11 protein-coding genes are annotated in these 15,333 nt (G+C 67.8%); 7 read left to right on the forward strand and 4 right to left on the reverse strand.

What is annotated here, in order from left to right; all coding sequences use genetic code 11:
- Positions 1–4: 4 nt before the first annotated feature.
- From CJ010_RS18780 to CJ010_RS18795, 4 genes are all read right to left on the reverse strand, one after another.
- Positions 5–1,600: a murein L,D-transpeptidase gene (locus CJ010_RS18780; protein ID WP_205754819.1), complete on the reverse strand. Its 1,596-nt coding sequence runs from the start codon at positions 1,598–1,600 to the stop codon at positions 5–7.
- 24 nt (positions 1,601–1,624) lie between these two features.
- Complete coding sequence (locus tag CJ010_RS18785) at positions 1,625–2,632, reverse strand: VTT domain-containing protein (RefSeq protein WP_141019465.1); 1,008 nt, start codon at positions 2,630–2,632, stop codon at positions 1,625–1,627.
- Between the two features lie 31 nt (positions 2,633–2,663).
- The gene (locus CJ010_RS18790) at positions 2,664–3,467 is read right to left on the reverse strand and encodes a DUF3750 domain-containing protein (RefSeq protein WP_141019466.1); all 804 of its coding nucleotides are present in this window, start codon (positions 3,465–3,467) and stop codon (positions 2,664–2,666) included.
- 221 nt (positions 3,468–3,688) lie between these two features.
- On the reverse strand, positions 3,689–4,711 hold the full coding sequence (locus tag CJ010_RS18795) for a porin (RefSeq protein ID WP_141019467.1): 1,023 nt from the start codon (positions 4,709–4,711) through the stop codon (positions 3,689–3,691).
- 47 nt (positions 4,712–4,758) lie between these two features.
- Here CJ010_RS18795 and CJ010_RS18800 point away from each other — a divergent pair, with 47 nt between their 5' ends.
- From CJ010_RS18800 to CJ010_RS18830, 7 genes are all read left to right on the forward strand, one after another.
- Complete coding sequence (locus CJ010_RS18800) at positions 4,759–5,793, forward strand: IS630 family transposase (RefSeq protein ID WP_141017523.1); 1,035 nt, start codon at positions 4,759–4,761, stop codon at positions 5,791–5,793.
- A 678-nt stretch (positions 5,794–6,471) separates the two neighbouring features.
- Complete coding sequence (locus CJ010_RS18805; protein ID WP_141019468.1) at positions 6,472–7,416, forward strand: helix-turn-helix domain-containing protein; 945 nt, start codon at positions 6,472–6,474, stop codon at positions 7,414–7,416.
- A gap of 217 nt (positions 7,417–7,633) precedes the next feature.
- Positions 7,634–8,611, forward strand: coding sequence for a transporter (locus CJ010_RS18810; RefSeq protein WP_141019469.1), 978 nt, complete (start codon positions 7,634–7,636; stop codon positions 8,609–8,611).
- 80 nt (positions 8,612–8,691) lie between these two features.
- The gene (locus CJ010_RS18815) at positions 8,692–10,152 is read left to right on the forward strand and encodes an aldehyde dehydrogenase (RefSeq protein ID WP_141019470.1); all 1,461 of its coding nucleotides are present in this window, start codon (positions 8,692–8,694) and stop codon (positions 10,150–10,152) included.
- 231 nt (positions 10,153–10,383) lie between these two features.
- Positions 10,384–12,507 (forward strand): PQQ-dependent dehydrogenase, methanol/ethanol family, encoded by a 2,124-nt coding sequence (locus CJ010_RS18820; RefSeq protein WP_141019471.1) that lies wholly within the window; start codon positions 10,384–10,386, stop codon positions 12,505–12,507.
- A gap of 151 nt (positions 12,508–12,658) precedes the next feature.
- Positions 12,659–14,788 carry a TonB-dependent receptor gene (locus CJ010_RS18825; RefSeq protein WP_141019472.1) on the forward strand — a complete coding sequence of 710 codons (2,130 nt, stop codon included), beginning with the start codon at positions 12,659–12,661 and terminating at the stop codon, positions 14,786–14,788.
- A gap of 4 nt (positions 14,789–14,792) precedes the next feature.
- Positions 14,793–15,317, forward strand: a complete 525-nt coding sequence (locus CJ010_RS18830) for a DUF302 domain-containing protein (protein WP_141019473.1) — start codon at positions 14,793–14,795, stop codon at positions 15,315–15,317.
- Positions 15,318–15,333: the final 16 nt, after the last annotated feature.

Genomic DNA, 15,333 nt, shown 5'->3' on the forward strand with positions numbered 1-15,333 from the left:
GCGCTCAGCGCCTTGCGACAGCGGGATCGGGACGTCCCCTGTTCCGCAAGGCCTCGTCGAGCAGCGCGTCGTGCCCGTAGATATCCGGGAAGAAATAGGTGCGCCCGTCCTGCTTGACGAGCGCCGTCCCATAGGCAATGAGCACCGGCAAAGGTTCCGCCAGGCGCAAGGTGCGGGATTTGCCCGCTTCCATGGCCTCGCGGATGCGGGTCTCGTCCCAGGCCGGATCGCCCGCCAGCACGAATTTCGCCAGCGCCACCGGATCCTCCACCCGGATGCAGCCATGGCTGAAGTCGCGCCGTTCGCGCGCGAAGAGCTGCGGCGCCGGGGTGTGGTGCAGGTAGATGTTGTCGTTGTTGGGGAAGATGAACTTGATGTCGCCGAGCGCATTCTTCGGCCCCGGCCGCTGACGGATGCGCAGTTCGCCGCGCAGCACCGCATCCAGCCCGGCGACGGACAGGGCGGTGATGGCCCGGCCGTCGCCATCGACGAACTCGAAGCCCTGCTGCGCCCAGTAGGCCGGTTCGCGGTGCAGCCGCGGCACCGTCTCCGCGCGCGCGATCGAGGGCGGCACGTTCCAGTAGGGGCTGAACTCGATGAAACGCATGTCCTCGGCCAGCAGCGGCGTGCGGGTGTCGAGCGCCTTGCCGACGATGACCTTCATCTGCGCCTTGATCTCTATCCTGCCGTCGCGCACCGCGTAGGCGCGCAGCATGAACTCCGGCACGTTCACCACGATCATCCGCGGCGCCTGCAGCAACGGCGTCCACCGCAGCCGCTCCATGGTCAGTGCGGTCTGGCGCGCGCGCGCCGCCGGGACGACCTCCAGCTGCGCGATCGTGGCCTTGCCCAGCACACCGTCCGTCGCCAGACCATGACGCTGCTGGAAGGCCTTGACGCCCTCGACCAGCGCGCCCTCGTAGCGCGCGGGAAGCAGCGTGCCCTGCGGCAGATCGCCGAGCGCGACCAGGCGCTGCAGCACGGCTGCCAGCCCGGCGTACGACTGGCCCGGCTCCAGCTTGCGCCGTGGCGGCGGGGGCAGCGGCGCCTGCCAGGCAGCGCGCACCGCCGGATCGGCGGCAAGCCGGCGATAGGCGGCCAGCGCCGTGCGCAGTTCGGCATAGAGCGGCAGCCGCGGCGCCGCCGCCTTCGCCGCTTCGGCCAGCCGGCCGGCGGCCACGGCGTCGCGCAGATAAGCCGCCGCATCGAAGCTGTCGGGCAGCGCCACGTCGAAGGTCTCGTGCAAGCGGCGCGGATCGATCCGGCCACCATGGAGATCGGCGAGATAGCGCTCCATCGCGGCGGTCAGGCGACTCTCGAACTCCGCCTGGCCGGCGAGGTCGCCGTCGCGGTGCAGCGCCTCCAGCGCTTGGGCGAGCGCCTCGGCACCGTAGTCCTGCGGCTCGAGTCCGTCGTCGGCGGCAGCGGACAGGATGTCCACCGCCCTCGCCGCCTCGGTGCTCGGCCTGCCGCCCTCCAGCCACTGCGGGTACGATTGGGCCATCGCCGGCTGCCACGCCAGGCCGAGGACGCAGAGCACGGCCGCGGCGGCACGGCGAAACCGGCGGACGCTGGTCGGGATCGGGCTCGGATCGGACATGGGGACAGCCTCCTACTAAGCTAGTCAGCCCGCAGGCCCGTCAGTTCCCGAGGCGGGCGGAATGCCCCGCCCCCAGGCCTGCGCCGGTGTCGCCGGATCGGCATGCGCGCCCGGCTGCGCCGCCAGCCAGGCGTGATAGCCGCCACGCAGGGGCAGCGCGCTGCGGTAGCCCATCTGCAGCAGCATGCGCGCGGCCTGGATGGCAGTCGCATCCTCGGGGCAGGCGCACAGGGTGACGACCGTCGCATCCTTGGGCCAGGCACCGACCGCCACGGCGAGACCATCGAGATCGGTCGCCGTGGCGCCGGCGATCGGGCCGGTTTCGGCCAGCATCGCCGGGCCGCGCAGATCCAGCAGCAGCGGCGGCTGCGGCGAGGCCAGGACCTCGAGCAAGGTGGCGGCATCGATGTGGCGGATGTCGGCCAGCTGGCGGAAGCGGTAGCGCCGCCACAGCTTCCAGCCCAGCCACAGCCCGAGCAGGACCAGCACGACGAGCAGCAACGTGGTGCCGTGCTCGGCGAGTGCCGCGATCCCGCCCTGCAGTTGTTCGCGCAACAGCCAGCCGGCAAGGATGGCGCTACCCGCCCACAGCGCGGCGCCGGCACCGGCCGCAATGGTGAAGCTTGCCAGCGGCATGCGCAGTGCACCGGCGATGGGTGGCGCGACGGTGGAAAAACCGGGCACGAACTTCGCCACCACCAGCGACCACACGCCCCAGCGCACGAAGCGCGCCTCGGTCTGCGACACGCAGGAGCCGGGGTTGATGGACAGGCGGCACAAGCCCGACAGCACCCGGTAGCCGAAACCACGGCCGGCGAGATACCAGGCCCAATCCGCCATCACCGACGCAAGCACTGCCGCTGCCAGCATCGCCCCGCCCTGCCCGGCGCCCACCAGCAGGCTGCCGGCCACCAGCAGGGTCGGCACCACCGGCACCGGCAGGCCGAGCTGCTGCATCAGCACGTTGGCGAACACCACCCACACGGCGTCGCGTTGCAGGGTGGCGCGGATCTGGTCGAGGTCTAATTCCATGGGCTTCCTGGTGCGGCGGGCTGTGGTCGCACTATAGCGCCTGGGCGTGAGCGGCGGCGGCCGGCGCCCTGTCGGCCGCCAGGTTGTCCATGCCGAGACGGCCGATGGAAGGCAGGCGCAGCGCCGGCCGGTTGAAGTCGATGCCGAAACCGAGGCCGAGCAGGTTGAACTCCAGCCCTTCCTCCAGTCCGGCGGTGACGCCGAGCAGGCCGAACAGCGAGGCCTGCACACCCTGGCCGGACGAGGACAGGCCGACCGGACGGCTCAGCGGCCGGTAGTCCTTGCCGATGGCGTTGGCCGGCATGTCCAGGCCGAGCGCCGGCACCTCGCGGCCGATGTGGGCGACGAAGGTGTTGCTGTTGGGGCCGGGATAGGCACGGTATTCGTCGGGATAGGGGTAGCTGGCGATGGCCGCCTCGATCCGGTCGATCATCGCATCCACGCCCTCGCCCCTGTGGTCGGCCAGCACCTGCGGCGTGGCGCCGAACCACAGGCCGTCGGGCAGCGCGTGGTTGCGCCGCACCACCCGGCTGCCGCCCCAGCCGATGACGTCGTAACGGGTATAAACGCTGTCGCCGCTGCGCTTGTAGATGACCCACGGATGCACCGCGAAGTAGCCGCGCCAGCCATACGTCTGCGCCGCATAGACCTGCACCACCGCCGTCCCGGGCAGCGCGGCCGGATCGGGCGCAATGCCGGCCGAATGACGCGGCGCATTGCGCCAGCTGCGGGGCTCGGCCGCCTGCGTGCCGGGCGGGTGCTCCGCCAGGCTGATGCCGAAGGGCAGCACCAGGGCCACCAGCAGGCAGCCCGCGATACGTTTTCCCAGACCCATATTCTTCCCTTTCCGGACGAGCATTGCATTGACGGAGCGAGCCGGTATGACGCACCGCGGAAGAAAAGATTCTGTGGTCTGCAATGCAGCAAATAAACCACCCTTTGCTGTCAGCACCATTCAGTCTGGCGAAACAATCCGCCGGCGCGACAATGAAAAAGGGCCGCGCCCGCAGGCGCAGCCCTTTGCCGGTGAAGCCACCAGGGTCGGTGCGTTGGTGATCAGAAGCTGTGCTTCATGCCCACCGCGATACCGCGGGTACCCACACCGCTCAGGCCCTGCGAATTGCCCTTCGGGTTGATGGTGAAGGCCGCATTGGAGTCGTTCCTGATCTGGGCGTAGTCGGCATACAGCTCGGTCCGCTTGGACAGGGCATAGCGTGCCCCGATCGCCCACTTGCTGGCGTCGGCATCCGACAAGGTCTTGTCCTTGACCCGGCCGTAGCTCGCCATCACGCGTGCGCGATCGTTCAAGGGGACCTGAACACCCACGAACCAGTTGCGTCGGTCGTACTTCTCGTCTGCGGCCAGGCCACCCAGATTGAAACCGCCCAGGTCGATGTTGCCGCCGATCAGCGAATTGCGGTCGCCCTTGATCACGTCGTACACACCGGACACCTTGACCGGTCCGAAATCATAGGAAGCACCGGTCGTCAGCACGAACAGGCGGCTGCTGGAATACCCGACCGCCTTGGTGGTCTCGTAGTCGAGATCGACGCTCAACGGACCGTTGGCATAGATCAGGTTGACGGAGAACAGACGGTCGTCGCCCTTGTTCCCACCCGGCGTCTTTGCCGGAACGTGAACGCCGTTGAGCTCACCTTCGTCGGTCTGCGTATTGGTCGAGGTGGCCAGGATCAGGGTGAAGCCGTTGAAGTTCGGGGAGATGTAGGCCACCGCATTCGCAGCGCGGTCGTACTGCGTGGTCATCGACGCGAAGTTGCCGACGGAGTAATTGCCGAACGGGTTGTACTTGCCATAGATCCCGTAGCGCAGACCGTCCAGATATCCACCAACCACCGTACCGAATCCGCCAGCCAGACCCACGTACGAACGTCCTTTCGTCATCGTACCGCCCACATCCGGATCGAGCAGAAGCTGCAGATCGAACACGGCCTTCATGCCGCTGCCCAGATCCTCCGCGCCCTTGAAACCCAGATAGCTCTCCGAGGCAGCACTTTCCAGCGCGCTTTGCTTCTTGCTGTTCGCACCGTCCACCGCGCCGCTGCCGCCGCTGCGATGCATGTACTAACATTCTCGTAAGTATTGTCACAGCATGAGACAATACGCGCATGAAATGCAAACGGAACTCGGACGGTCGGGCCATCGACCATCACTCGCTTCAGGTCATGCGCCAACAGGCCATCAAGGCGGTTCGCGAAGGGCAGACAGCACAAAGCGTAGCGGCCGCCTTCGGCGTGAACGTGCGCAGTGTCTTTCGGTGGCTGGCCGACTTTGCGAGCGGCGGACAGAACGCGCTGCTTGCCAAGCCGATTCCGGGGCGCCCCTCGAAGGTGAGCGCCGAGGAGATGCGCTGGCTCGCTCAGGCAGTGCGGGAGAACACGCCGCTGCAGTACAAGTTCGAGTTCGGGCTGTGGACGCTGTCGCTGATTCGCGCGCTGATCAAGCGGCAGTTCGGCAAGGAGCTGTCGATCGCCACGGTCAGCCGGCTCATGAAGATGCTCGGATTCAGCGCCCAGAAGCCGCTCTACCAAGCATGGCAGCAGGATGCCGCGCTGGTGCGCCAATGGGAGTCGGAAACCTATCCGGCGATTCGTGCCAAAGCGCGTGCGGCGGGCGCGACGATCTACTTTGCCGACGAATCGGGGATTCGCTCCGACTACCACACCGGCACCACGTGGGCCCCGCGTGGGCAGACGCCGGTCGTCGAGGTCACCGGCCGGCGCTTCTCGCTGAACATGATTTCGGCGGTGAGCCCGCAAGGCGAGTTTCGCTTCATGCTTCACGAAGGCTCGGTCACCGCTACGGTATTCCGGGAGTTCCTCAAGCGACTGATGATCGGCGCCACCAAGCCCGTCTTCGTCATTGTCGATGGACACCCCATTCACAAGGCGAAGCTGGTTCGCGCCTACGTCGAGAGCCTGAAGGGGCAGCTCGAGCTCTTCTACCTGCCGCCGTACTCGCCCCAACTGAACCCCGACGAACAGGTCTGGGCGCACGTGAAGCGCCAGGTCTCGAAGCGCCTGGTGCAGGACAAGGACGAAATGAAGCGGCTGGCGCTGGGCGCGCTGCGCCGGATTCAACGCCTGCCGAACCTGGTCAAATCGTTCTTCCGCCAGCCGGAGTGTCAATATGCCCTTGCCTGACATTACTTTTTAGAAAGTTAGTAACCCAAATCCATGTTGCCGTAGATGGTGACGTTGCTCTGGCCAAAAGCAGCACTGGAAGCAATGGCAGCAATCGCCATCGCGATGATTTTTTTCGTCATGGATCGTCTCCAGGTGTTTCTACTTGATGTCTGCCGCCGGGTCTGTCCACCCAGGCAGCGCCCCCCTATGCCATCGTGCAAATGGCGTGGTGGGCAGTGCATGGCAACTACCGCGCCTGCGCCATCAAGCAACACAGCGAGCCAACAAATCCATATAAAACATGATCTTGATGCTTCACACCCAATGACGCGAAACAACAGCCTGATCACGATCTGAGCAGGTTGCACCGTAACGTTTTTATACAACTGCGCCAGGATGAAACGGAAACGAGCACACGCCGAAAGCACGAGACGCATCCGGTGAAGCCCCCGACTCACGCGCGCACGGTGTTGCCCCATGACCAGCAAACAAAGGAGCCAAACCAAATAATTTACTTATAAAAAACATTGAATTAAACTTTTTGCATCAAGAAGCTGCATCCCTGCCTCACGGCCAGGGCCAGCAGCGATCACGCCGTCCATTGGAGGGGGGAGGTGCCGACCGGCACCGGGAGAGTCCGAGGCTACGGAAGGCACCGGACCTCATGTCGTCACTTCTCAACCCGAGAGCCCGCCAATGGACGCAGGTCACAGCCCCATCTTCCGCATGCAGGAGACCCGCCACGACAACTGGCGGGAGGCGGTGGCAGCGCAGTTCCTGCCGCTGGACTTCGAGGTGGCACGCAGTACCCGCTTTCATGGCCGCGGCCTGTGGGCGCAGGTGGACCAGGCGCGCGCCGCCGAAATCCGCATGTGCGAGCACCGCGTCACCCGCCAGCGCAGCCACCTCGCCGCGGCCGACGGCCCGGCGGTGAAACTGCTGTGGCTGCTCAGTGGCAGCGGCCGGCTGCAGCAGAACGGCGGCGAATGTTCGCTGCAGGCCGACCGCTGGCTCTTCTACGACGCCATCCACCCGTATTCGCTACAGCTTTCCGAAGACGCCCGCTTCATCTCCCTGCTCTACACCGGCGACAACGCCGAACGCTGGATGCGGCTGGCGCGCGACCTCGGCAGCGCACCGCGCCAGACCGCAGGCCCGGCCCGCATCGCCCTGCTGGCGCTGCGTGGCGCAATGCGCGAGAAAGAAGGGCTGGACGCGTTCGCCCAGCGCGCCCTGCTCGAATCGGTGCTGGCGCTGACCGAAAGCGCGCTGCACAAACCCTTGCCGGAACAGGGCAGCCGCCAGCGCGACGCGCTACGTCTGGTCGAAGCCCGGCGTTTCGTGCTGCAGCACCTCGCCAACGCCGAGCTCGGCCCCGACGACATCGCCCGCGCCCTGCATGTGTCGCGCCGCAGCCTCTACAACCTCTTCGCCGAGGCCGGCCTGCGCCCGCGCGAATTCATCCGCAACCTGCGCCTGGAAAAGGCCTGCGAGGCGCTCGCCCCCAGCGGCAGCGGCGGCGACAGCATCACCGCGATCGCGCTCGACCACGGCTTCGCCGACGCCGCCCACTTCAGCCGCAGCTTCCGCGAACGCTTCGGCGTCAGCCCGAGCGGCTACCGCGGCCGCAACGGCGGCTGAACGCAGACCTCGCCGGCCCCACGCCCCCACCCGTCGCCGCCCCGTCGTGGACGGCCGCCGCCGGAGCCGGACAGGGAGTTCGGCCGGCGTGCACGGCCAGACATGCGTCCTGCACGCCATGGCAAGCGCCGGGGCGATGCGCGCCCTAAGGTCTGTCCCACGCGGCATGCCGCGCCCACGACAAGACCACAGCGACATCTCCCCGGAGAAGCTCACCATGACGACCCGCTCCCCCCGCCGCATGCGCCTGGCCGCCGCGCTGGCCCTGCTTGCCGGCGCCGCCGCACCGGCAGCCGCCAACGACCTGCCGGCGGTAAACCTTGGCCTCACCACCTTCATCGATGGCGCGCCGCCGGCCGGCCCCGGCTGGTACGTATCCGAGTACCTGCAGTACTACACCGCCGACAAGCTGCGCGACAAGGACGGCAAGGCCGCGCCGCTGCCGAAGCAGGACATCGAAGTGAGCTCGCTGGTGTCGCAGGCGATCTGGATGTCCGCCGACACCCTGTGGGGCGCCCACTACGGCGTCACCCTGCTGCTGCCGGCAGTGCTGGACGCCCGCACCGACGACGGCCTCAACAACGCGGCGCTGCCCAAGGGCAACACCGGCGTCGGCGACCTCATCGTCGGCCCCTTCCTGCAGTGGATGCCGGTGATGGGCGCCAACGGCCCCATCTTCGCCCACCGTTTCGAGATCGACGTCTCCTTCCCCACCGGCGAGTACGACAACAAGCGCAGCGTCAATCCCGGCGCCAACCACTGGACCATCAACCCCTACTGGTCCGGCACCTACTGGGTGACGCCCGACTGGACCGTGTCCACCCGCCTCTGGTACCTGTGGAGCGGCAAGAACACCGATCCCAATCCCAACGGCTACGCCGGCTACGGCGTCGCCAACGCGCGCGACATGCGCCCCGGTGAAGCCTTCCACATGAACTTCGCCACCGAGTACGCGGTGACGCCGCAACTGCGCGTGGGCATCAACGGCTACTGGTTGAAGCAGATCACCGAAACCGAGGTGAACGGCCATGCGGTGTCCGGCAGCAAGGAACAGGTCTTCGGCATCGGCCCCGGCGTGCTCTACAGCTTCTCCCAGCAGGACCACCTGTTCTTCAACGCCTACAAGGAAAGCCACGTGCGCAACCGGCCGGAAGGCGAGCGCTACGTGATCCGCTACGTGCATCACTTCAAGTAAGCCGCCCGCCTGCGCGCCGCCCGCCCACGCGCGGGCCAGCCGCCCTTACCGCACAGCCATCCCACGACGAGGAAACCGCGATGTCCGCCCCCACCTCCTACCCCAGCCTCAACTTCATCGCCGGCGAATGGCGCGCCGCCGCCACCCAAGCCACCTTCGCCAAGCTCGCCCCCACCTCCGGCGCGGTACTGGCCGAGGTTGCCAACTCCGGCGCCGCCGACGTGGATGCGGCGGTGGCCGCCGCCCGCGCCCAGTTCGACGGCGGCGAGTGGTCGCGCCTGCCGGGCGCCGAACGCGGCCGCCTGCTCAACAAGCTGGCCGACCTGCTGGCGCGCGACGCCGAGCGCTTCGCCCACATCCTGGCGATGGAACAGGGCCGGCCGCTGATGGAAATGCGCATGCTGGACCTGCCGATGTCCATCGACACCCTGCGCTATTTCGCCGGCTGGGCGGACAAGCTGGAAGGCCGCCAGATCCCCACCGCCGGCTTCATGGGCCGGCCGACGCTCAACTACACCATTCGCGAGGCCATCGGCGTGGCGGCGCTGATCGTGCCGTGGAACGCGCCGCTGATGATAGGCATCTGGAAGCTGGCCCCGGCGCTGGCGGCCGGCTGCACCGTGGTGCTCAAGCCCTCGGAAGACGCGCCGCTGGCGCTCACCGCGCTGGCCGGGCTGGCCGCCGAGGCCGGTTTCCCGGCCGGCGTGTTCAACCTGGTGAATGGCATGGGCCCGGAGGCCGGCGCCACGCTGGTGAAGCATCCGGGCGTGGACAAGATCAGCTTCACCGGCAGCACCGAGGTGGGCCGCATCATCGCCCGCGAAGCCGCGCCGCTGTTCAAGCGCCTGACGCTGGAGCTGGGCGGCAAGGCGCCGCAGATCATCTGCGCCGACGCCAACCTGGACGCCGCCATCATGGGCGTCGCCATGGGCCTGTTCGTGAACCAGGGCCAGACCTGCGCCGCCGGCACCCGCATCCTGGTGCATCGCAGCCGCTACGACGACGTGGTCGGCGCGCTTGCCGGCGCGGCCAAGTCGGTGACGCTGGGCGACCCGCTGGACGCCAACACCCGCATGGGCGCGCTGATCAACGCCCGCCACCGCGACCGCGTCGCCGCCCTGATCCAGAGCGGCATCGCCGAAGGCGCCGCGCTGATGGCCGGCGGCGAAGCGCTGCCGGAGAACGGCTTCTTCGTCCGCCCCACGGTGTTCGCCGGCGGCACGCCGGAGATGCGCATCATGCGCGAGGAGATCTTCGGCCCGGTCGGCGTGGTGGTGCCCTTCGACAGCGACGAGGAAGCCGTGCAACTCGCCAACGACACGCCCTTCGGCCTCTCCGCCTCGCTATGGACGCAGGACGTCGTCCGCGCCCACACGCTGGCGCCCAAGCTGCGCGTCGGCGCAGTCGCCATCAACGGCTGGAGCCCGCTCGACGCCCGTTTGCCGTGGGGCGGCTACAAGGATTCCGGCGTGGGGCGCGATCTGTCGCGTACCGCGCTGGATGCCTACACCGAAGAGAAGGTGGTGTCGGTGGTGATGTAAGTAGGCGCCCTGCTCCCTCCCCTTCAAGGGGGTGAAGCAGGGGTTTCGGCAAGCACTGCTTGCCGCCTGCTGAACGACGAAGCGAAGCAAAGGCTACCGGGTTGGGGTGGGGATGGGGTCAGGCGCCGCGCGTGCCCTAACCCCATCCCCCTCCTAGCCTCCCCCTTGAAAGGGGAGGAACAAAACCCACGAACCTCGACCTCCCCCTCCCCCCCAACGGAAAACAAAACCATGACCCGCCCCACCCTCGCCCCCCTCGCCCTCACCCTGCTCCTCACCACCACCCCCACCCTCGCCGCCCCGCCCGCCAACGTGGACGGGCAACGCATCGCCAAGATCGCCACCGGCGGCGAAGCCGCCAACTGGCTGTCCCACGGCCGCGGCTACGACGAAAAGCGCTACTCCCCGCTGAAGAAGATCAACGACGCCAACGTCGGCAAGCTCGGCCTCGCCTGGACCCACAAGCTGGACATCGACATGGGCGTGGAAGCCACCCCCATCGTGGTCGATGGCGTGATGTACACCACCGGCCCCTACAGCATCGTCTACGCGCTCGACGCGGTGAGCGGCAAGCTGCTGTGGAAGCACGACCCCAAGGTGCCCAAGGCGATGGCTGGCGAAGGCTGTTGCGGCCCGGTCAACCGCGGCGTCGCGGTGTGGAAGGGCAGGGTCTATGTCGGCACCTTCGACGGCCGGCTGGTGGCGCTCGACGCCGCCAGCGGCAAGCAGGTGTGGTCGGTCGATACCGTGCTCGACCACGCCAAGAGCTACACCATCACCGGCGCGCCGCGCATCGTCAAAGGCAAGGTGCTGATCGGCAACGGCGGCGCCGAATTCGGCGTGCGCGGCTATGTCACCGCCTATGACGCCGAAACCGGCAAGCAGGCCTGGCGTTTCTTCACCGTGCCGGGCGACCCCAAGCTGCCGCCGGAAGACGACGCCATGGCGATGGCGCTCAAGACCTGGTACGGCGACGGCTGGATCAAGTGGGGCGGCGGCGGCACCGTGTGGGATTCGATGTCCTACGACCCGGAGCTGAACCAGCTCTACATCGGCGTCGGCAACGGCTCGCCCTTCAATTACCAGTTCCGCAGCGAAGGCAAGGGCGACAACCTCTTCCTGTCATCGGTGGTCGCGCTCGACCCGGACACCGGCAAATACATCTGGCACTACCAGACCACCCCGGCCGACCGTTGGGACTTCACCGCCGCGCAGCAGATGACGCTGGCCGACATCGAGATCGACGGCAAGCTCCGCAAGGTGCTGATGCAGGCGCCCAAGAACGGCTTCTTCTACGTGCTCGACCGCACTGACGGCAAGCTCATCTCGGCGAAGAACATCGTGCCGGTGAACTGGGCCAGCCACATCGACCCCGCCACCGGCCGCCCGGTGCTGCTGCCGGACGGCGACTATTCGAAGGAACCCAAGCTGGTGGCGCCGGCCATCATCGGCGGCCACAACTGGCATCCGATGTCCTTCAGCCCGGACACCGGCCTGGTCTACATCCCGGCGCAGGAAACCGCCGCCGGTCTGGTCGCGCAGAAGGAGCCGCTGTTCCTGCCCACCAAGTCGGTGGTGAACATCGGTCTCGATGTCCCCGACCTGCCGGAAGACCCGGCCATCGTCGACAAGATCAGCCAGTCCTGGCGCGGCCGCCTGGTCGCCTGGGATCCGGTCAGGCAGGAAGCGCGCTGGAGCCAGGAATACCGCACCATCTACAACGGCGGCACGCTCGCCACCGCCGGCAACCTGGTGTTCCAGGGCACCGCCGACGGCCGCGTAGTGGCCTATGCCGCGGACAGCGGCAAGCTCTTGTGGCAGTCTCCGGCCAACACCGGCGTGATGGCCGGGCCTGTCACCTTCGAAGTGAAAGGCGAGCAGTACGTCAGCTTCATGGCTGGCTGGGGCGGCACCTTCCCGCGCATCCTCGGCCCGCTGTCGCTGGCGGCCAAGGTCAAGCCGGAAGCGCGCATCCTCACCTACAAGCTGGGTGGCAAGGCCGCGCTGCCGCCGGCCAGCTTCAAGACCGTGGCCCTGCCCCCGCCGCCGCCGGTCACGCTGGAAGCCGACAAGATGCCGATGGCGCGCATGATGTTCAACGGCTTCTGCGCCAACTGCCACGGGCTGAACGCGGTCAGCGGCGGCGTCGTACCCGACCTGCGCTACCTGAAGCCCGAGACGCACGCCCAGTTCAACGCCATCGTCGCCGGTGCCCGCGCCGACAAAGGCATGCCGTCCTTCGCCAGCGCCCTGCTGCCGGAACACATGGAGATGATCCACCAGTACATCATCACGCGCGCCAACGACCTGAAGGGCGAACTCGACACCCTCCAGGCCGCCGGCAGCAAGCCCTGAGCCCGGTCTTCCGGACTCCCGGCCTCGTCTCATGATTTTCATGAGACGAGGCCGGTGCTTTGACCGATGCGGCACCGACTGCGCGCCATTAGACTTCGGCAAACGCTGCCCTCAGCGCAGCCCCGCCAGGGACAGGAGACACGAGGCCAACATGACCCGCAACGCACGCAACACGCCATTCCGCCGACAAACCGGCCGCAAGCCGATCCCGCATCTCGCCCCGCTCAGCCTCGCGCTGCTGTGCGGCTTTGCCGGCCTCCCCGCCGCCGCCCAGGAAACCGCCACTGCGCTGTCGCCGGTGGTCGTCACCGGCAGCCGGGTGGAAACCTCCAGCTTCGACCTGCCCTACTCGGTTGACAGCGTCAGCCTCGGCGCCGACAGCAATGCCGGCTTGCGGGTGAACGTCTCCGAGGTCATGAACGCGGTGCCCGGCGTGGTGGTACAGAACCGCCAGAACTACGCGCAGGATCTGCAGATATCGGTACGCGGCTTCGGCGCGCGCGCCGCCTTCGGCGTTCGCGGCGTCAAGCTGATCGCCGACGGCATCCCTGCCAGCAACCCCGACGGCCAGGGCCAGGCCGCCACCTTCAACCTCGACACCGCCGACCGCATCGAAGTGCTGCGCGGGCCGATGGCCACCGTCTACGGCAACCACGCCGGCGGCGTCATCCAGCTGTTCTCGCGCGAAGGCGAAGGCGCACCGCGGGTGTCGGCCGGCGTCTTCGGCGGCGACCACGGCACACTCAAGATCGGCATCGGCGCCGAGGGCGAGAAGAACGGCGTCGGCTACGTGCTCGACGCCTCGCACTTCGAGACCGACGGCGAGCGCCGCTACAGCGCTGCCGAGCGCGACCAGGCCTATGCCAAGCTCACCTTCCGGCCCGACGAGGACAGCAAGCTCAACCTCATCTTCAGCAGCCTGCGCCAGCCCGAGACGGAAGATCCGCTCGGCCTCAGCTGGGCCACCTGGAAGCGCGACGAGACCGCGGTGGAGGACATCGCGCTGCAATACCGCACCCGCAAGGAGATCGACCATGTGCAGGGCGGCGCCACCTACGAGCGCCGTTTCGGCAGCGACCGCCTGCAGCTGCAGGCCTATGCCGGCGAACGCAGCGTGGTCCAGTACCAGTCCATTCCGAAATCGGCCCAGACCCCCATCACCCATGCCGGCGGCGTGATCGATTTCGACCGCGAGTTCTACGGCCTGGGCGCGCGCTGGATCGCCGACCGCGAAATCGGCCCCGGCCGCCTCACGCTCACCGCCGGCATCGATTACGACCGTGCCGAGGACGACCGCCAGGGCTATCAGAACTTCATCGGCAACGTGCTTGGCGTGAAGGGCGCGCTGCGCCGCGACGAGATCGACACCGTCACCAGCACCGACCCCTACGTGCAGGCGGTGTGGCGCCAGGGCGACTTCGACTGGACACTGGGCCTGCGCCACAGCGAAGTCGAGTTCGACGTCGACGACAAGTTCATCGTCGGCGCCAACCGCGACGACAGCGGCTCGGTGAGCTACAGCCAGACCTCGCCGGCGGTCGGCGTGCTGTGGCGGCTGACGCCGCTGCTCAACCTCTACGCCAGCTATGGCAAGGGCTTCGAGACGCCGACGCTGAACGAGCTGTCCTACTCCGCCAGCGGCGGCTTCAATTTCGACCTCAAGCCGGCGCGCAGCCGCCAGGCGGAGATCGGCCTCAAGGCCTATGTCGGCGAGCACACCCGGGTGAACGCCGCGGTGTTCCAGATCCGCACCGACGACGAGATCGTCGTGGCCTCGGCCAGCGGCGGGCGCACCAGCTACACCAACGCCGGCACCACCCTGCGCCGCGGCCTCGAGCTGTCGGCCGAGACCAGTTTCACCCCCACGCTGAGCGCGCGCGGCGCACTCACGGTGATGCGTGCGGTCTATGACGAAACCACCGCCACGGTGGAAGACGGCAAGCGCATCCCCGGCATCCCGGCGGTGACCGCCTATGCCGAGCTGGCGTGGAAGCCGATGGCCGGCCTCACCACCGCGGTCGAGACCATCCACCGCAGCAAGGTCTACGTCGACGACGCCAATGCCGACCACGTCGCCCCGGCCTACACCCTGGTGAACCTGCGCCTGGCGGCCGAGCAGAAATCCGGCCCCTGGACCTTCAGCGAACTGCTGCGGCTGGACAACCTGTTCGACCGCGAGCACATCGCCTCGGTCATCGTCGGCGACCGCAACGGCCGCTACTACGAACCCGGCCCGGGCCGAAGCCTGTATGGTGGCGTGCGTGTGAGCTACCAGTTCTGATCCCATGCCCAACGCCAACCCGGCAGTGCGCCGGCCGCAAAGCCTGCGCACCGCGCTGGCGGTGATCGCCACCGCCGCCGGCCTCGCCGCCGCCCTGCCCGCGGCAGCCCAGGAACTCGTCGTGCGCAGCGTGCAGGCGGCGAGCTACCAGGACGTGCACGACGCCCTCATCGACGCCATCGCCGAACAGGGCATCGCGCCGCCGTCGGAGAACGATTTCGGCGATCTCCTCGCACGCACCGCCGCCGACCTCGGCCACCGCCCCGACCTCTACGCCGAAGCGCGCCTGGTGAGCTTCTGCAGCACGCCCATCGCCGCCCGCCTCGCTGCCGAATCGGTGCACAACATGCTTTATTGCCCGCTGGCGATCGCGGTGTACCGCCTGCCCGCCGAACGGGGCCGCGTCTATCTCAGCTATCGCCGCAACGCCGACAGCGCGGGGGGCAAGGCCGCCGAAGTACTGCTGGAGAGGATCATCAGCCGCGCCGCCGCACCCTTCGAAGCGGGCAGCCGGAAGGCACCGCAATAAGGCAGGCCACACCGCA

The organism is Azoarcus sp. DD4, from assembly GCF_006496635.1.
In the GTDB taxonomy this organism is placed as follows: Bacteria; Pseudomonadota; Gammaproteobacteria; order Burkholderiales; family Rhodocyclaceae; genus Azoarcus.